We start from the raw sequence: 16,612 nt of genomic DNA, 5'->3' as shown, positions 1-16,612 counted from the left end.
GCCCGTGGTGCCTTGGCTTTCATTTTTGAACTGGTGATTGTTCCATGGGTCTGACCCTGACGTTGTCGGCTCGTCCATCGTCTATCCTTGGCCCAATGTCGGCAAGGCAGCGACCACGCGAAGTGAAAGTCCTTCATAAGGTTCGAGGTTTATCGTCAGCTCTCCAGTCTCCGGCAAGTCGCCTTCGATGGTTTCGTGGATCATGTCGATTACAGGGCCGGAAGCCTGATTTTCCAGTTTGACGATTTCCGAAATGGGTGTGTTCCCAAAATTCAACGCGGTGATCTGCGTCCCGCGATCTTCCGGAAGCTCATGAACCATGATCAGAAGCCCCGGTGAGTGAACATCGGGGATCGCGATCTGGCGCGACATTGCAATGCCATATGCTTCCCTGACCGACAGCAGCTTCTTGAGTTGAGATGCAAAAGAGCCCGGCTTTTCGAGCTGATCGGCAAGAGAACCATACAGCGACTTTGCCCTAGGGAGGCCATGGGAGGAACGCTCGACATGGGGCAGGGTGCCCATGAGGTCATAGGCGCCACGGTGGATCCACCGTGTGTCCCCGTCCGCCACGAGTGACCCGACGCTTTCGATGGGCAGTGGTAACGCCCCCACGATATCCCATCCGGAAAGCGCAAAGATTCCCGGCTGAAATGCGTTGTACATAGCTAGAAGCAGGTGGACTTTCTTGATCAGCTCAACGTCATCGTGCGAAAGCTGCGTGAGATCCTCGATGTTCAGAGCGGCTGCAATCACGCTAGCTGTCGTGCAGGAAACGCCATTCGTCACAAACTTTTGATTGTAAGTTGCCTTGGCTCCGCTCAGTCTCTCATACATCGTCTCGCGCAGGTGGGTTCGAAGCGTTCTTCCTTGCCAGGTTTGCCCCTGAAACGTGTAGATGTCGTCGGCGTGCAGCGTCCAAAAGTGGACAAGCTCGAGTGTCAGCTCGTCATGGTTCTGAAGAGCGTGGATGAGGCTCGCAGGGTCAATCCCGAACTCGTGGACAGTACGCAGCATCATTCTCAGGAATTCGGTGTCGCCAGTAAGCAAGGCATGGTGATAGGCGGGTCGCGTAACGAAGTCGTAGGAGAGATCTGCCCCCCCTTTGGACATCGTGGCGATGTCGTCGACCGCGAGGTTCAATTCCTGAAACGAGAATGCACCTGCCTTTCGGATCACACCCGCCAAGAGTTGATTGCCGACGACCGACAGAGGATGTCCTTCAGACCATGCTTTTCCGGAGCCCAAACCTTCGACCCCAAGGAAGCCATTCGCATCCAAACGCAGACCTCGTGCGCCGAGCACATCGATAGAGTGAAGGGCGTCTCCGACAATCATCTGCTGCGCTGCGAACGAAGGGTCGAGCCAATTGAGGCTCGGCTGGCCTTCCTTGAAATAATGGAGGTAAACCCATCGCCGCTCTACGCCATCGACACCTAGAACGGGCGGGGTCGCGCTCCAGTCGGTTTCCTTGACGCCGGGTTCAAAGAAGATGACCCGTTGCAGATGACCGACGATGTAGCCCTTTGCACAGAGGGCGTCGACGGCCGGACCGCCCAGATTTGCCGCGTCCTTGCCTTCCTCGACCTCAGGCAAGAGGCCCCAGTCCTCAACGGCGATCTCGACCATGTGATAAAGGCCGGGGTAATCCTCATAGGCTCTCTCCGCCAATCGGAAATCTGGCCCTTTACCAGTGTGTCCGGGGATCACGTCGTCGAGCACTACGGCGTTAAACGCCGCTGCCATGCGCCCGAGATTCACGAATTCCTCTTGGGTCCCGAAGGCCGGGTCCGTGCCGACACCGATCCTGTCAAAATGACCATCGACAGAAGGCGTCAGTTCGTCGCCCCTCCAACCACCCGCCTGCTTCGTCGGCCCGATATGAATTGCTTTTATCCCGACGTTAGAAAGGCTGGACCATAGCTTCGCATCGCCTAGGGCCGCGAGCACCGACCCGTCGCGGTCGGTTATGATAGAGCTGGGGTATGCGGAAAACCAAACCGAGGCGATCGCCGCTGCCGATCGCGGGTTGGCCTCTCCGTACCGGCGCTGCCACATACGTGCCTTACCTCCGTAAAGCGCAGCTCGTTCCCGTGCGTAGGCCAACATAGAGTTTGTACGAAGTTTCTGCGTATATTGGGTGTCTTGATTGCCCATATTCGACCTCAAAAGTAATTGCGATCTTCGGACCAGATGAATAGTCGGCCGAACTCGTTTTTAATGCTTGGCGCGTTAGTCGGGGGAGCGTCCCGCTATTCTGTCCATATTTTGATCAGGGGTCCTAAACGTCCCATCATAGGATCTTTTCCCGGTATCCTTACCCGCGCGATCTGCTTGAGTTGCGCTTCAGAAGCGGCCGAGGTCCGGATGTCGGCTTCTTGACCGGCCGGATATGCACCAATCATGACAAAGTCGCTGGTCGAACTGAGCTTCTTGTGCCCAGTACCTGCAGGGAGCGCCAAGGCGTCGCCAGATCTTACGGTCACCTCAAACCCGCTCATACCTCCAATCAACAAATCGGCTTCCCCTGAGGCAACCCCTAGCACTTCATGCGCCATCGAATGATAATGATGATAATTGAAAACACCGTTGCGCCAGATTCCTTCCCAGCCATTCTTGGCAAATAGCTGTTCAAACCCACTGGGAGCGTCCATTGGGTCGATGGCCGATTTGTATAGCAACACCGGAAGCTTGGTGTTGTTTGGGACCCAACCGCTGGGCTGAAGAAAAATTCGCTCGACGTCCATGATACCCTCCCCGCTGAGAGCGCAACGAAAGGAGCACTCAAAATGTTCCTTAGCCTAGGTGAGACGGGAGGATACTGCGGCGAATGGTAAGGATCCCCCGTCCGCGCACAGACACCAGCGGCGAATACTGGTGGAACCTTCGAAGGCAACGCCTACTGTTTTGGAGATCTCGAAGGCACTGGGAAACCTTCTCGTCTAGATACGATATTCCAGCCCCCAGCCGGACGGTTTAGGAAAGAGCATGATTTTCCATCTTGGAATACCCAAGCGATCTCAATGGCAAAGCCCCTCTCGCCGAGAGAGGACGCTTCAAAGTTGGAAAAGACAATCGTTCGGCAACAGGCACTACTGACGTGTCCGAAGGCTGTAGTCCAAGCGGCTGAGTGATGTCGGCTCCATACGAGACGGTTCATCTACCGTGCCGGAAATCAGGGCCTCAGCGCCAAGATCGATCCCGACGTTGAACGGCTGGGAGTTGATCGCCGCGATCTCCGCCGCGAGGCGGTTCAATTCTGCAGCTAAACCTTCGAAGCGGTTAATGGTCATGAGTTCCTCCTCTAACAAGGCGACCAAAAGTTGCAATCGAAGACAACACACTTTATTTTCTGCAGGAGACCGCTGTGATTGCGGCCTGGGCAACATCCAGTCCGCAACAAAGAACTTCCGGGACCAGGCAGTTTGCCGGCATAACATACGCTCAAGCACCGAAGCTGGTCCACGATGCAAGCTGAATGCCCCTCGCAATTGAAGCGTTGCATGTATCGAGACCTCAGCGCCTATCGCATTCAAGACAAGCGCCGCCGATGAGCCCGCCGGCTTCATTCACGGAGACGCTACAAGAGATCCTCATGTTCGTGTGGGGCTCGCATTGTTTTTCGCTTTGTAGCGCCGATATGTGAGGTATCGATACTCGACGCCATTCTGGTGGTGACCAGATCGTTTTGAGATCATGTGCCCTAGAACCACAGCTCCGGTGAGAAATGCTTTTAACGCCCGGTCGCCTTACACTCGGCATAGTCCTGCCGATTCAGACCAGCCATACCCATGACTTTAACTATCCCAGTCAGATAGCGATCGCGCGCAAGGCCGACGAACTCGGATTTGATGCACTTTGGGTGCGCGATGTGCCGTTGAACAGCGATAGTTATCCTGATCCCGTAGGTCATTCCGATCCTTGGGTGCTCCTAGGCGCTCTGGCAATGGCGACCACAAACATCCAACTTGTTACCGGAGCAATCGTCCTGCCGCTTCGCAATCCCTTGCATATTGCGAAGGCCGCGCTCTCCGTAGGCGCTCTGTCGGGCGGACGTTTCGTCCTCGGTCTCGGTTCTGGCGATCGTCCTTCTGAATTCGCGGTATTTGGAGAAGAGTTCGATCGGCGAAAGGAGATCTTCCGAAGCAACTGGAGACGTCTAGCTGCGGCCTTGGGGCCTGACGGTGAGGTGCTGGACGGTGACGGTAGGGTTCAAGTTGAATTCTCAATTCGGCCGTTGAGAGCAGAAAGCGCTATTCCGTTTCTATCTGTTGGATCCGCCTCGCAGTCGCTGGAATGGATAGCCAGGACTGCCGCAGGTTGGGCCACATACTACCGACCCTTGGCAGCACAGGCGGATCGCATCGCGTTGTGGAAGACCGCAATCGGCAAGGTAACCACTGACTTTAGAAGTTTCAGCCAGTCCATGGTGCTTGAACTCGTCGACGATCCGGACGCGAGCACCGAACCTCTCGGCCTCGGTATTCGCACCGGACGAAAGGGGCTGATCCGGTATCTCGACGAGATCGGGAACCTTGGTGCAAACCATGTCATGCTGAATATCGTTCCTGGCACTAGGTCGGTGGACGAAGTGCTGCAGGAGATCGCGGAAGACGTATTGCCCGACATCAACAATTCGAAGCCGAGGCTGTGATTTGAGAGATTTTGTCCGAACTGCCGTTGAACGACGGGTCCTGAGCCTTACTGGTCAGAAGATAGGCCGCATCGAATACGACCAGCCAAAAGGCGATTCCGGACTGTTCGGGCCCGGTTCTGTCTGCTGGCGGGTCAATTGGCGATTTTCCTTCGATGCTTGTCGGCGGGATTTCAATGCTTCTCCCTTCAGATGTTCCATTTACTTGCTATCGTGAGGGGCTGGATCACTCGAATTTCCGCGACGACATGCTTGGACGCTTCCGGAGGACTGCCCGGTTCGTCTCTGCGACGACCTTCGCACCCAGGGAACAGGCGACCGGCGAGATCGAAAGGGTCAACCGGATCCACGCCCATATCCGCACGCTTAGGATGAGAGTCTAACGTGTGTTCAAATCAATGCTTCTCGGCAGAATCGTATATGGCTAGCCAAACCGCCTCCAGCTTGGCCGCTGTCGATAGTGCACCACCGACCCGAGCGATTGGCCTTACAGGTCGATGCCGACGGATGTGATGCCATTCCCCTTGTCGTCGATGTGTCCAGCAAAGGCTGACGATTTTAAAACAGATACTCGTGTTGCGTCGTGGCTTCCGTTGCTGATTGAAGCCGGGATTCGAGCCCCTCCTTCTGTCAGCTCGCTGAGATCGCCAGATGGGCTGGCGCGGCTACCTTATTTGATGGTAGTGGCGCACTTGGTCGATAATGTTGCCTGATGCGATGGTGACCGCCGGCTATTTGGGAGGAATTCGTATGAAGCCTGCAGTAACCGCCGGGAACCTCGGCAATGCCGTAATGCTCGGCGTGGTCCTGATGCTTTTCGGCGACCTTCTCTTTGCGGTAAACGACGCCGTTGGGAAGTGGCTTGTTGCGAGCTTTGCTCTGGGCCAAGTACTCGTGATGAGGTCGGTAGGCTCATTCATCGTCCTGATGCCAATGATTGCACGGCAGGGGCCGAGGGCGTTGCTGGATGTTCGGCAACCGGGCGTGCTGTTCGGCCGCGCCGTCATGGCGACTGCGGATGTATCCCTTTTCTACGCGGCGGTGGCCTATCTACCACTTGCCGACGTGATCACCTTCTACATGGCGGCACCGATCTATGTCGCTGCTCTGTCGCATTTCCTTCTGGGCGAGAGGATCGGATGGAGGCGTTGGCTTGCTGTCGGGGTTGGATTTGCGGGTGTGGTGATCGCGCTGAGGCCATCGACCGCGATGTTTACCCTGCCTTCGTTATTTGCTGTCGCCGGGAGCATCGGTTTCGCCCTGACACTTATCTTGAGCCGTTATCTTCGATCGACAAGCGACACCGCTCTTGTCACCTCGCAGACGCTCGTGGTTATGGTAGTGGGCATAATTCTGTCGGTCAGCGACTGGCGGGAGGCCGGGTTCGATATTTGGATCGCAATGCTTTTCCTCGGTGTCGTCGGTACTTGCGCCCATCTTCTGCTGACGCGCGCACTGAAACTCGCGCCGGCCTCACTGCTCGCCCCACTGCAATATACACTTTTGCTGTGGGCGGTCGTGTTTGGGTTTGTGTTCTTCGGCGACATTCCTGACGCCCAACTTCTAGCCGGCGCTGCGATCATCGTCTTTGCTGGCCTATTCATCTTCTACCGAAAAAACGTCAAAGGCGAGGATGCTCAGCCAACCATTCCGTTGGACGGCCGCTGAGCAGGCCGTTCCGATAGGATTGCAGAGGGAACAAGCTTCAGCTTGAAACGGGCATAAGTCACATGGTCGATGTCCTCGCGCGGAGGGGCTCAAAGATCAACCGTTCGCCCCGATGCTCTGGCGCAGCGTTTCCGTAATGCTGATGAGATTGCTTCCCGGCTGAATGGTCGGACAGGGTGCCGGTTTGCCCTTCTTAACAGGCTTCGGGGCATTCTTTTTCTCGGCGATCATTGCCAGCAGGCCCTCGTAGACCGGGTCCTCGACCATAACCGGCGACCAGACCTTTTTCCGTTGCTTGATAAGCTGCACGAGCGGCATCATTTGCGGCTCGGCCTCGCCAGCAAAGCTTTCGAAGTAGCTATCCTCAGCCCGGACCTCATCTTCGTATTGCAGGGTCGAGAGCACGATGTCTTCGCCGCGCGGCTCAAGGGCGACTGCCCTTCCCTGGGATCCCAGCGCCAGCCAAGAGACGCCAACGACGTTGGAAGCGGCCATAGCATCGCGATAACGGAGTATGCCTCCTGGCCGACTGGTTCATTCGGGGTCAGGTAACGTGGCTGTTCCAGATAGACCCATTGGACCGAAACCTTTGGCGCGAACATCTCGAGATCGGTCGTGCGAGTGCTCTCAAGGGCCACGCTGTCGACGTCTCTATTGGTGATGAATGTCGTGGTCGCTCTCGCCGCAGGCATAGCCCTTGGCCTCGGCATCTTCGCTGACAGGTCTCCCAGTGACGCCGTCGACATATGCGCTAAAGACCCGTTTTCCTGTCTACGATTAATGTCTTCGGCGAAGATCCGTTCGATGTCATCGATATGGGAACGCCTTTTTTTGACGCCGTCTTCTGGTCACGATGCCCCGCTATCCGGCCGCCTATGGATACGGATCAGGGGACATCTCGATGAGGAATACAGTCTTCAATGCGGCGGCAATTCACCTTGGCTTTCGCACTTCCGTCTTGCGCATCCAGTAAAGCCCCTTGGAGTGCTCTCTTTTGTGAGAGGAAGTCGGGGCGAGCCTCGATTGCAGAATACCAATGGCTTGGGAAATGAACCGCGAAGGATCGCTTCTGGCAGGCTACGCCCGGCGTAAACCCCATTCGCGCTCGAAGAGCTCCTCCTCATCTAGGAGTTGCGTCTTTGCCATAGCCTTCGGTGGATCATTACGCTCGATCAATGGTAGCGGTGCCGCAATAACTGCGACTTCTTCGACAAACTCCTTACCCCCACGGTTTGCGACCGAAAAATTGACCGCTGCGCCAGGCTCGAGTGTCCCAAGGCCGGCCTTCTGCAGCACCTTGAGGTTGATGTAGATGTCGGCACCGCCGTCTGACGGGATGACGAATCCGAAGCCTTTAGCGGCGTCGAACCATTTCACGGTTCCTGATTGCATATTGTTCTCTTGATGTTGGCCATTTTCTGAGAAATTGTTGGAAACGCGCGACCGCAAATAGATGCGGAAGACAGCTCGCAAATCGCTCGCTGACGCGGCACTTGCGCATCGTCCTCACGATTCTCGCAAAATTCGCCCTGATTTGCAACCCAGCGGAAAAGCGACACCATTCGTGCCCCGACAAACTCGAACCCTGCGGGTTTTCGGGCGTTTTCTTCGGATGAAACGGAGATCGAACATGAGAACCTTCCTTATCGCATCCGCCATCGTAATCGCGGCAGCTTCAGTTGGCCAGGTATTCGCTCTGGACGAGCTCGCCAAATACCGGTCCCAGAACCGCGTCATCATCCTGTTCGGTGGATCAGGAGACCAGAAGCTCGCGAAACAGGTCGAGGTCTTGAAAACCCAGGAGAGCGGTCTCGCCGAGCGCGACGTCGTGGTGATGACCGTAGTTGGGGACGAGGTAAGACCGGTGCATGGGGATGCCACTGGCGTCGATGCCCGCAAGCTGAGACAGGAAGCCGATATCAACGGCAACACGTTCGAGGCTGTTTTGATTGGCAAGGACGGCGGCGTCAAGCTGCGCAGTCTCGACGTCGTGACGGGCGGCAAACTATTCGAATTGATCGACAGCATGCCGATGAGAAAGGCCGGGCGGGGCTGATCTACTGCTGGGCAACGCCCGGAACTCCTGTCGGCATGGGGTCAACGACGAAATCGTACCCGCCTACGTCCACCAGGCCTTGGATCGAGACCGCCCGCCAGCGGATCGAATACGTATCCGGGCGAAGAGGGGTTGAAAGGGGGATTTCCAGATCGGTGCCATTCTCGCCGGTACGGAGGTCGCCGATTGTCACGCGAGCGCCGCGCGAGTTCCTGATCTCCACGATCGTTTCTTTCAGGCGGACGCGTTGGGAGAAGGCCAGAACCATGTTGAAGCTGGTGACGTTGGCTTGCTCATGCGCATCAGGCTGAGAGTTCTCGAGCCGGGCGCTCGCGACAGAAGGCAGGCCGAGGAGCACTACGGCGGAGATGCATAGTCCAATTCGCGAAAGCTTTTTCATCGCCCATTCCTTCGGGAACCTGAACGTCAGCCATGCTGCCAGGTTCGCACCGCTCGAGATCGTAGATCATCGATTGCTAAGTGCGTCTTGGCAAAAATGGTTAGCAAAGTGTGGTGCGATAGGTTCCTGCTACCGCGATGCAAGAAAGCAACAGGCAGCCAGCCGACATTATCTTGAAGTGCACCGCGCGATCGCTCGGCGCCGGTTTCAAATGGACCCGACCGTCCCGTGAGACCTCTGGTCACTTAGTTCCGGCTGACGCAGCGGTAGGTGGCGCGATCAAATTTCGCCCCTTCATGGAGCGCTCTCGAGATGCCCCAGATTATGCCGGCCATCAAATGGCTCCGGGGGTCCGTGTGTTCATGATGCGACCTCCTACAAAGTCTCCGACGATGCGACGCGCGAAGGTTGCTCGCGTCCGAAGTGGATACGGACCCCGACAAATTCGCACTCCCTCACGGCATGTGAGGGACCGGTTCGCTGATGATGATGCCGATGGTTTCGCCTTGGCGTTGGAAGCTTTCAACGGCGCGTTTCGCAGCGCCCGACGCTCCGTTCCCACGTAGCCAGGGCGGTCGTTAGTGGTTCGGGGTCGACGGCCAGGAGTTGCGACCGGAGAGTGTCGGAATGGTGAGGGAAGCGTGAGACAAAGTGGTCATGGATGTGGTCGAGCAGGAAGGCTTCGCTCATGGGTTGGGGAGGGTGACCTTCGTTGGCGTGTCTCAAGGATCCATCATAGCGCTCGAGGCGGTCGCGTCGGGACGCTGGAAGATCGGTACCCTCGCATCGTCTGCTGGGCGACTGGCCGCTGCCGCCTTTGCCCGCAACGGGGCGAATGGCAATTCTGCTTTTGCACGGCAAGGAAGACGAGAATATACCGTCAAGGGCACCCGGAGCGGCGGCCGGACAACTGAACGCCGCCGGGTGTGACGAGACGCTCGATATCGAGCCCGGCGTCGGCCACACCATCTCGATCTTTTATGCGCAGAAGGCGCTAGTGTTTCGAAAAACGAGATTCGCCACCTGACCACCTAACAGGCGGCGATGTCCGATCGCACATCTCAGAGTGAGATCGTCAGACTAGTGGATGGAATCTAACGCTTGGTGCCCGCGTTTAACGGCGGCGATGATTTTGTCGGGATCGGCGGTCCAAGTGAAGGGCTTTGGCTTTTTGTTGTGCTCAACGAGGAAACGGTTGATGGCGGCCTGGAGATCGACGACGGAATGGAAAACGCCGCGTTTCAGACGCCGCTTCGACAGCCTGGCGAAGAAACCCTCCACCGCGTTGAGCCATGAGCTTGAAGTCGGAGTGAAGTGGAAGGTGAAACGCTCGTGACGGTCGAGCCAGGCTCTCACCTTGGGATGCTTGTGGGCAGCATAGTTGTCGAGGATGACGTGGACGGCCTTGTCGTCCGGCACCTGGGCGTTAATGGCGTTGAGGAAGCGGATGAACTCCTGATGACGATGACGCTGCATGTTGCGGCCGATGACGGTGCCGTCGAGCACGTTGAGGGCGGCAAACAGCGTGGTTGTGCCGTGCCGCTTGTAGTCGTGGGTCATGGTGCCGAGCCGACCCTTCTTCATCGGCAGGCCCGGCTGGGTGCGGTCGAGCGCCTGGATTTGGCTTTTCTCATCGACCGACAACACGACGGCGTGGGCTGGCGGATCAACATAGAGGCCGACAACGTCTCGCAGCTTGTCGACGAATTTCGGGTCGTTGGACAATTTGAACTGCCGCCACCGATGAGGTGCGAGGCCATGCGCTTTCCAGATACGCCTGACTGCGCTGGCGCTGATGCCGGCGGCCGTCGCCATCATGTCGGCCGTCCAGTGCGTCGTCTCGCCCGGCGGATCAGCCAGCGTCAGGGCCACCACACGCTCGGCGACATCGGGTCCGAGCCGCACAATACGCGACGGCCGCGTCTTGTCGCGCAGGAGACCCTCGACGCCTTCTGTGGCGAAGCGCTCTTGCCAGCGCCATACGCAGGTCTTCGATTTGCCGGTCTGGCGCATAATCTCGACAGTTCCGACGCCATCGGCACTCAGCAGGATGATCTCGGCCCGCCAGACGTGCTTTTGGGGCGCATTGCGATCCCTGGTCAAGGCCATCAGGCGTTGGTGATCTGTTGGCGAAACGGTGAACGATATTCCTGTGCGCATGCGCCAGACTCGCATGCCAACCCAGCAAATGGAATCCCATACAGGACTCTTATGTCAGGCGGTAACCACTAGCGCGGCGAGCGGCACCGTTGCCGGATGCCTCCAGCAGCCGAGTAAGTGTCGCTCACGGCGTCGTACTCCATAGTGTATCGCCCGGCACACCATCTAATGTGTCTGATTTCATCTGGGGTCAGGATCGACGGTTCCGAGCTAGATTCTGATTTATCGTCGCCCGCGTATGCCGATACGGACTTCTCTCGCGTCGCTTCATTTTCGTCGTTGACCGGCATCCGCAAGGCAAAGGCGGGTGTCAGAACGGTGCCTACCAGAACTGCACTCAGGGTGAACATAGAAGCAAGTTTAGCGACTGTGGACATCGATGACACCGTTTGTTGTTCGCCAAAGCAACGGTGTTCGGGGTCTTTCCGTTCCGTGGGTCGGGCAACTTTCGTTTCAATAATCAATTTGCCGACGTCCGCTCACGTAAAACCGCGCTCGCGTCCCAGTCTGCCTGGCCAACCGGCGAGTCTCGGCGAACATGCGCCCGCCCGAACCATCGGTGCGTGTGGGCGTTGCAAATTGAGAATAAACTCGAGGTTCCAATGTCTGAAGACCGTACCACGACAATCAAGGCCGTATTCGGGACCCGCGAGGCGGCCGACCTGGCGATCGAGCATCTTGTTTAAGGGCACAATATCTCCCGGCCGGACATCTTCGTCCAATCGATCACCGAAGGGAACTCGGCCGGTGTAAGGCCATCGGGGGGCGACCTGTCGCACGAGTCTGAGAGCTGGGAGGATGGAGCATTAGGTGGCGAAGTCGGGGTTTCTGCGGACATATCTGTAAGCCAGGTCGCCAAGGGTCAGCGTACGTTCGGCGACGCAGGCGCTATCCGGGTGTCGGGTGGTTGACGAGCCGCGCAAGCCGGTTGTTAGGCCAAAGCCGTGTGCAAGCATCTCCCCGGTGGCCGCTCACGACCGCTTAGGGAGCACCTGTCAACCCTAAGGGGATAGACATCGAAGGCCTGGGCAGATCGTATCTCGCGCTGCTATGATTTCGATTATAGTGGAGGCATATCAATATTAGCATAAAGCCTGTTATTGGGCGCGACAGGTCCGCTCCATCAATAGGTCCAATTATGCCTATCCGACAGCCCGCCACACAGCCGTGTAGGAGAACACAGATATGGATTGCCAGGAAGCCTTGGAGCTTCTGTGATTGCGCCGTCTCGACGAAGCAAGGGGCAGGCTGGTCGCAGGCAGAGAGCATGTACGCACTCGAGGCGCTCATCGAGAGCTTCCGGACGAGCTGTTGAGGGTCAGCGAGAGTTCCGACTGTCTAGGACACCTTCGCCCGCAGCTCCGCTTTACCGAAGTATTGACTTTCGGGACGCGTGAGACCGAGGTGCTCGCGTAGCGTGGATCCCTCATACTTCGTTCGGAACAGCCCGCGAGCGCGAAGGATCGGGAGAACCTCGGCGACAAACACGTCGAATTGGTCAGGCAGGATCGGCGGCATGACGTTGAAGCCGTCGGCTGCACCTGTCGTGAACCAGTCCTGGATGATGTCGGCGATCTGCTCGGGCGTCCCCGAGGTCGCGAAATGCCCGCGTGCTCCTGCAAGCCCATGAAGCAGGGCTCGAAGCGTCGGACGCTCTCGTCGCACGATGTCTACGATCGAGACGGCCCGGCTTTGGGCAGCTTGGACGGTCTTCGGATCGGGAAAGTCATCTGGCGACAGGACACCATCCAGTGGCAGGTGCGACAAGTCCAAGCCGCCAAAGCGGTTGGAGAGCCTCGCCAGTCCGACCGACGGTTCTGACAACTCGTTCAGATCCTGAGCGATCCGTAAGGCTTCCGTCTCGGTCGAGCCGATCGTGGCGCTGATCCCTGGAAGGATGACGATCTGGTCGGACGATCGTCCGACGGCAAGGGCGCGGGTCTTTAGATCCTTGTAGAAAGCGCTGGCGGACATCTTGTCGAGGTGCGCGGTGAACACGGCTTCCGCATGCTCGGCGGCAAAGCGTCGTCCTGTGTCGGAAGAACCGGCCTGGATGAAGACTGGGCGGCCTTGGGGCGGGCGGGCGATGTTAAGCGGGCCGCGGACGGAGTGATGCTTGCCCTTATGGTCGATACGCTTCAGCTTTGACGCGTCGGCAAACACGCCGCTGTCGCGGTCGTCAAGAACCGCATCGTCAGCCCAGCTATCCCAGAGCTTCGATACGACATCTACAAACTCGAAGGCGCGCTCGTACCGATCGGCATGCTCAATCTGCTGGTCGTATCCGAAGTTGGGGCCGGCCCCGGTGACCCAGCTTGTTACGATGTTCCAGCCCACCCGGCCATGACTGATATGATCCAGAGACGCGAACTGCCGGGCCAGATTGAAGGGCTCCGTGTAGGTGGTGGAAGCCGTCGCAATCAGCCCGATCCTGCTTGTGGAACGGGCGAGGGCAGCCAGCAGCGTAATTGGCTCCAGGCCGCCGCCTGCCGCATGCGAGAGCCCGTCTCCTGCGGCCAGCGCGTCGGCAAAGAAGATAGCATCGAAGGCGGCTGCTTCAGCCTTGCGGGCAAGCTCGTCATAATAGTCGACGTCGGTCAGCGCCAGCGGCGAGGATTTCGGATGACGCCATGCGGTCTCATGATGACCGCGGCCATGGACGAACAGGTTGAGATGCAGTTGACGTGGCATGGAGGTCTCCTCCGCTCAGTGGAACTGGTCGACGCCGAGAGCGGACAGAAGCCGCTCGCGCATCTCTTCGAAAGCCTTTTCGGATCTCCGGCGCGGACGCGGCAGCGAGACCCTGACCTCGTTGATGATCTGCCCGCTGTCCATCACTAGCACCCGGTCGGCCAGCACGAGTGCCTCCTCAACGTCATGGGTGACCAGCAGCACGGTTGGCCGCTGTTCGGATACCAGCTTGAGGAGGAGGTCCTGCATTCGAAGACGAGTGAGTGCGTCGAGCGCTCCAAACGGCTCGTCGGCCAGCAGAAGAGCGGGCTGCCGTGCCAGAGCTCGCGCCAGAGCCACACGCTGCGCCTCGCCGCCCGAAAGCGTTCCGGGCCAGGCATCGGCGCGGGCGGACAGGCCGACGTCGGAAAGTGCCTTGAGGCTGCGCTCGGCGAGTTCTTTGCGGGGTACGGCGTCCAGCCCAAGGCCGACGTTTGTCACGACAGACTCCCAAGGAAGAAGACGCGCGTCCTGGAAGAGCACCGAGACGTTTTCCGGGACGGCTAGCTCGCCGTCGCCGTCGGCATCGTCATCGAGGCTCGCAAGCGCCCTCAGCAGAGTGCTCTTTCCGCAGCCGCTCCTACCGATGAGTGCGACGAATTCGCCTGCTGTGACCTCGAGGGAGACGTCGTTGAGGACGGTCCGACCGGCAAAGCTCCTGCTAAGCCGGTCTGTCCTGACGGCGACTGGAAAGGCAGGCCGCTCGACGGGGGAACGTCTGGTGACAGGATGAGAAATCGATACGACACTCATGATCCGATGACTTTCCTGTATCTGAGAGCGCGGCGCTCGATTGCGCGGACGACCGCATCCGATGCGAGGCCCAGCACGGCATAGATGACGAGGCCGAGCACGATGATGTCGGTCTGCCCGTAGTCGCGTGCCCGGCTCATCATGTAGCCGATGCCGTTCGTGGTATTGATCTGCTCGAGGACGATCAGAGTCGTCCAGCATGTAGTCACGGCAAGACGAAGCCCGGTGAAGAAGCTCGGCAACGCGCCTGGCAGGGCGACCCTGCGAACGAAAGTCTTTCGGTCGAGCCGTACCGTGCGCGCCAGCTCGACGAAGCGGAGATCGATCCCGCGCAGCCCCGCATGCGTGTTGAGATAGACCGGTATCATGACGCTGAGGCTGATGATGGCAATCTTCATCGTTTCGCCGATACCGAGCCAAAGAATTGCCAAGGGAATGAGTGCAAGCGTGGGGATGGCGCGCTTGATCTGCACAATGCCGTCGATAGACGCCTCTCCGGCGCGGGTCAGTCCGGAAAGAAGAGCGAGAACGACGCCAGCGGCGACACCAATGGCAAGGCCGGAATATGCCCGTAATGCCGATGCATAGAATGCTTTCCAGAGAGTGCCGTTGAGAGCAAGGTCCCAGCCAGACGCCAATGCGGTCGAGGGAGCTGCGAGGAGGCGCTGAGGAAGGATTCCTGTCCGTGAGGCGAGCTCCCATACCAGCAACAGGACCAGTGGCGCGACCAGAAGACCGCCCGGTCCAAGGACACGTGGCGTCAGCGCCGATCGCTTGGCGGCGTTCTTCGACGGCGACCCGCGCTGGATGCGAAGTGGACCTATTGCCGGTACTGAACCCATTCCAGATCTCCTAGTTGGACTTCTCGCCCTGAGCGATGACCTCGTCGAAACGAATGTCGAACTCCGCCTTGGCGTCGAGCCTTTTTGGCAGGTCGCCTGCATCATAGATGACGTTGATCAGGCTCTGCTGATAAGGAATGAGGCTTGTCAGCGAGGGAAGGGTGGCCTTGCCCTGGCTGGCGACGATGGCGTCGCCCTGCGTCTTCGTCAGGTGCTGGCCCTTGACGTAGTAGGCATCGACCCACTCGGCCGGATGGGTGTTCTGCCATTGAGTGGCGAGGACGAAATGCGCCACGAAATCGCGGATCGCGGCCGCCTTGGCCGGATTCTTCAAGGAGTCGCCGCCCGCGTAGAGATATGAGACGCCACGGGGCAAGCGGTCGTGCTGGGAGTGGGGAATGGCGCTGGCCTGCTGGTCTTTGTAATCTGAGAGGTAGCGGGAATAATGCGGTTCGTTGAGCGAAGCCACATCCACCTGTCCCGTCCGGATCGCATCAGGGAAGTCGGCCACACGGAGCGGGATAAGCTCGACGTCGTCGCGGGTCAGTCCAGCGGCCTTGAGCGCGTTAAGGACGAATGCCTGACGACCGCTTCCTTCGGCATAGGCAATCTTCTTGCCCTTGAGCTGCTCGAGGGTGTCGATCTTCAGACCGGGCCGCACCGCAAACTCGTAGTCAGTCTCGGCGATCTTGACGGCTGCGACGATGGGGACTTCCTGACCCGCGGCCTGCGCCTGGATCGGCGGCACGTTGCCGACCGTCGCAACGTCGAGCGCATCCGCCCGGAAAGCTTCAAGAATAGCCGGGCCGCCGAGGAAGTTCGCGTACGTGGCCTTTGAGGAGAGCCTGTCCTGTTCACCCGAAGCCGTCATCAGCGTCTGGAGCTGCTCGTTCTGGTCGCCGATCACAATGACGGTTCCATTGGGCACTTCGGTAGGTAGCGCATCTGCAAAGACCTGTCCGGCGGCGATCAAAGCAAGCGAGGAGGCAGCCACGGTGAGGTTCAGTTTCTGAAAAGTTGATGCCATGGTCGTCTCCTACCGATCGTCGGTTCAAACGATAGCCGCAAGTCGCGGGAGTACGAGGAAGCCCATGCCATTAAATGCTAAGCATGTAGAATATTATGCCAGCCTTAGGATCGAGGTTGGCTGTTCCGGACGTTCGCCATCCAAACGACTTACGTTCGGTCGCAAGTTGGCAAACGTAATGGCGCTTAAGGCACGGCTTGGTCCTGTTCGCTTGAGGGTCATGCGGGCAACCAACCACCATTCTAAGTGTTCCACCAGATCGCATTGGTCACGATGGCGCGACCGGAAGGTATTGCGTTCTTCCGATCCGCACGAATATCTG

General features: G+C 58.4%; 16 protein-coding genes and 2 pseudogenes. 6 read left to right on the top strand and 12 right to left on the bottom strand.

The genetic code is table 11. From position 1 onward, the window contains the following. Nucleotides 1-81: 81 nt before the first annotated feature. The 4 genes and pseudogenes from treS to PR018_RS22055 all read right to left on the bottom strand — a co-directional run bounded on the left by treS (nucleotide 82) and on the right by PR018_RS22055 (nucleotide 3,293). Nucleotides 82-2,157: a maltose alpha-D-glucosyltransferase gene (treS, locus tag PR018_RS22070; RefSeq protein WP_142831890.1), complete on the bottom strand. Its 2,076-nt coding sequence runs from the start codon at nucleotides 2,155-2,157 to the stop codon at nucleotides 82-84. Nucleotides 2,158-2,252: 95 nt separating this feature from the next. Then, on the bottom strand, nucleotides 2,253-2,747 hold the full coding sequence (locus tag PR018_RS22065; protein ID WP_142831889.1) for a cupin domain-containing protein: 495 nt from the start codon (nucleotides 2,745-2,747) through the stop codon (nucleotides 2,253-2,255). 209 nt (nucleotides 2,748-2,956) lie between these two features. Beyond that, nucleotides 2,957-3,076, bottom strand: a pseudogene (locus PR018_RS22060) (transcriptional regulator); the annotation flags it as partial. A gap of 16 nt (nucleotides 3,077-3,092) precedes the next feature. After that, nucleotides 3,093-3,293, bottom strand: coding sequence for a hypothetical protein (locus tag PR018_RS22055; protein ID WP_142831887.1), 201 nt, complete (start codon nucleotides 3,291-3,293; stop codon nucleotides 3,093-3,095). 434 nt (nucleotides 3,294-3,727) lie between these two features. On the opposite strand from PR018_RS22055, the gene PR018_RS22050 reads away from it, so the two are divergent. From PR018_RS22050 to PR018_RS22040, 3 genes are all read left to right on the top strand, one after another. After that, entirely contained in the window at nucleotides 3,728-4,654 is a 927-nt protein-coding gene (locus PR018_RS22050) for a TIGR03571 family LLM class oxidoreductase (protein ID WP_142831885.1), read from the top strand. Nucleotides 4,655-4,809: 155 nt separating this feature from the next. Then, entirely contained in the window at nucleotides 4,810-5,037 is a 228-nt protein-coding gene (locus PR018_RS22045) for an oxygenase MpaB family protein (RefSeq protein WP_142831884.1), read from the top strand. Nucleotides 5,038-5,404: 367 nt separating this feature from the next. Beyond that, a complete protein-coding gene (locus PR018_RS22040) occupies nucleotides 5,405-6,322 on the top strand; it encodes a DMT family transporter (RefSeq protein WP_142831883.1) in 918 nt (305 codons plus the stop codon). Between the two features lie 96 nt (nucleotides 6,323-6,418). On the opposite strand, the gene PR018_RS22035 is transcribed toward PR018_RS22040, so the two are convergent. Both PR018_RS22035 and PR018_RS22030 read right to left on the bottom strand, forming a co-directional pair. Beyond that, nucleotides 6,419-6,817, bottom strand: coding sequence for a Ku family protein (locus PR018_RS22035; RefSeq protein WP_142831881.1), 399 nt, complete (start codon nucleotides 6,815-6,817; stop codon nucleotides 6,419-6,421). 582 nt (nucleotides 6,818-7,399) lie between these two features. Then, the gene (locus PR018_RS22030) at nucleotides 7,400-7,714 is read right to left on the bottom strand and encodes a cold-shock protein (RefSeq protein WP_142831879.1); all 315 of its coding nucleotides are present in this window, start codon (nucleotides 7,712-7,714) and stop codon (nucleotides 7,400-7,402) included. A gap of 238 nt (nucleotides 7,715-7,952) precedes the next feature. Here PR018_RS22030 and PR018_RS22025 point away from each other — a divergent pair, with 238 nt between their 5' ends. After that, entirely contained in the window at nucleotides 7,953-8,378 is a 426-nt protein-coding gene (locus PR018_RS22025; RefSeq protein WP_161991008.1) for a DUF4174 domain-containing protein, read from the top strand. Nucleotide 8,379: 1 nt separating this feature from the next. Here the strand turns inward: PR018_RS22025 and PR018_RS22020 are convergent, their stop codons facing one another. Beyond that, complete coding sequence (locus PR018_RS22020) at nucleotides 8,380-8,778, bottom strand: copper resistance protein CopC (RefSeq protein ID WP_142831876.1); 399 nt, start codon at nucleotides 8,776-8,778, stop codon at nucleotides 8,380-8,382. 835 nt (nucleotides 8,779-9,613) lie between these two features. Here PR018_RS22020 and PR018_RS22015 point away from each other — a divergent pair. Further along, nucleotides 9,614-9,805 carry an alpha/beta hydrolase family protein gene (locus PR018_RS22015; protein ID WP_209185758.1) on the top strand — a complete coding sequence of 64 codons (192 nt, stop codon included), beginning with the start codon at nucleotides 9,614-9,616 and terminating at the stop codon, nucleotides 9,803-9,805. A 53-nt stretch (nucleotides 9,806-9,858) separates the two neighbouring features. On the opposite strand, the gene PR018_RS22010 is transcribed toward PR018_RS22015, so the two are convergent. Continuing rightward, nucleotides 9,859-10,938, bottom strand: coding sequence for an IS630 family transposase (locus tag PR018_RS22010; protein ID WP_111223089.1), 1,080 nt, complete (start codon nucleotides 10,936-10,938; stop codon nucleotides 9,859-9,861). 602 nt (nucleotides 10,939-11,540) lie between these two features. Between PR018_RS22010 and PR018_RS22005 the strand changes: the two are divergent. Further along, a pseudogene (locus PR018_RS22005) lies at nucleotides 11,541-11,849 on the top strand (hypothetical protein). 427 nt (nucleotides 11,850-12,276) lie between these two features. Here the strand turns inward: PR018_RS22005 and PR018_RS22000 are convergent. From PR018_RS22000 to PR018_RS21985, 4 genes are read right to left on the bottom strand one after another with little or no spacing between them, the layout of a single operon-like run. After that, nucleotides 12,277-13,629, bottom strand: a complete 1,353-nt coding sequence (locus PR018_RS22000; RefSeq protein WP_202617176.1) for an LLM class flavin-dependent oxidoreductase — start codon at nucleotides 13,627-13,629, stop codon at nucleotides 12,277-12,279. A 15-nt stretch (nucleotides 13,630-13,644) separates the two neighbouring features. Beyond that, nucleotides 13,645-14,421: an ABC transporter ATP-binding protein gene (locus PR018_RS21995; RefSeq protein WP_142831860.1), complete on the bottom strand. Its 777-nt coding sequence runs from the start codon at nucleotides 14,419-14,421 to the stop codon at nucleotides 13,645-13,647. Further along, nucleotides 14,418-15,263 carry an ABC transporter permease gene (locus PR018_RS21990; RefSeq protein ID WP_142831859.1) on the bottom strand — a complete coding sequence of 282 codons (846 nt, stop codon included), beginning with the start codon at nucleotides 15,261-15,263 and terminating at the stop codon, nucleotides 14,418-14,420. The genes PR018_RS21995 and PR018_RS21990 overlap by 4 nt, the downstream gene beginning before the upstream one ends. A 10-nt stretch (nucleotides 15,264-15,273) precedes the next feature. After that, nucleotides 15,274-16,290: an ABC transporter substrate-binding protein gene (locus PR018_RS21985; protein ID WP_142831857.1), complete on the bottom strand. Its 1,017-nt coding sequence runs from the start codon at nucleotides 16,288-16,290 to the stop codon at nucleotides 15,274-15,276. Nucleotides 16,291-16,612 lie beyond the last annotated feature (322 nt).

Origin of the sequence: Rhizobium rhododendri (assembly GCF_007000325.2) — a bacterium.
Lineage (GTDB): Bacteria > Pseudomonadota > Alphaproteobacteria > Rhizobiales > Rhizobiaceae > Rhizobium > Rhizobium rhododendri.
This window is presented reverse-complemented; position numbering and strand designations above follow the sequence as displayed.

Bases quoted from the DNA above. Each gene is read 5' to 3' on its own strand.
- treS (WP_142831890.1), bottom strand. From the start codon at position 2,157: ATGGGCAATCAAGACACCCAATATACGCAGAAACTTCGTACAAACTCT.
- PR018_RS22065 (WP_142831889.1), bottom strand. From the start codon at position 2,747: ATGGACGTCGAGCGAATTTTTCTTCAGCCCAGCGGTTGGGTCCCAAAC.
- PR018_RS22055 (WP_142831887.1), bottom strand. From the start codon at position 3,293: ATGACCATTAACCGCTTCGAAGGTTTAGCTGCAGAATTGAACCGCCTC.
- PR018_RS22050 (WP_142831885.1), top strand. From the start codon at position 3,728: ATGCTTTTAACGCCCGGTCGCCTTACACTCGGCATAGTCCTGCCGATT.
- PR018_RS22045 (WP_142831884.1), top strand. From the start codon at position 4,810: ATGCTTGTCGGCGGGATTTCAATGCTTCTCCCTTCAGATGTTCCATTT.
- PR018_RS22040 (WP_142831883.1), top strand. From the start codon at position 5,405: ATGAAGCCTGCAGTAACCGCCGGGAACCTCGGCAATGCCGTAATGCTC.
- PR018_RS22035 (WP_142831881.1), bottom strand. From the start codon at position 6,817: ATGGCCGCTTCCAACGTCGTTGGCGTCTCTTGGCTGGCGCTGGGATCC.
- PR018_RS22030 (WP_142831879.1), bottom strand. From the start codon at position 7,714: ATGCAATCAGGAACCGTGAAATGGTTCGACGCCGCTAAAGGCTTCGGA.
- PR018_RS22025 (WP_161991008.1), top strand. From the start codon at position 7,953: ATGAGAACCTTCCTTATCGCATCCGCCATCGTAATCGCGGCAGCTTCA.
- PR018_RS22020 (WP_142831876.1), bottom strand. From the start codon at position 8,778: ATGAAAAAGCTTTCGCGAATTGGACTATGCATCTCCGCCGTAGTGCTC.
- PR018_RS22015 (WP_209185758.1), top strand. From the start codon at position 9,614: ATGGCAATTCTGCTTTTGCACGGCAAGGAAGACGAGAATATACCGTCA.
- PR018_RS22010 (WP_111223089.1), bottom strand. From the start codon at position 10,938: ATGCGCACAGGAATATCGTTCACCGTTTCGCCAACAGATCACCAACGC.
- PR018_RS22000 (WP_202617176.1), bottom strand. From the start codon at position 13,629: ATGCCACGTCAACTGCATCTCAACCTGTTCGTCCATGGCCGCGGTCAT.
- PR018_RS21995 (WP_142831860.1), bottom strand. From the start codon at position 14,421: ATGAGTGTCGTATCGATTTCTCATCCTGTCACCAGACGTTCCCCCGTC.
- PR018_RS21990 (WP_142831859.1), bottom strand. From the start codon at position 15,263: ATGGGTTCAGTACCGGCAATAGGTCCACTTCGCATCCAGCGCGGGTCG.
- PR018_RS21985 (WP_142831857.1), bottom strand. From the start codon at position 16,290: ATGGCATCAACTTTTCAGAAACTGAACCTCACCGTGGCTGCCTCCTCG.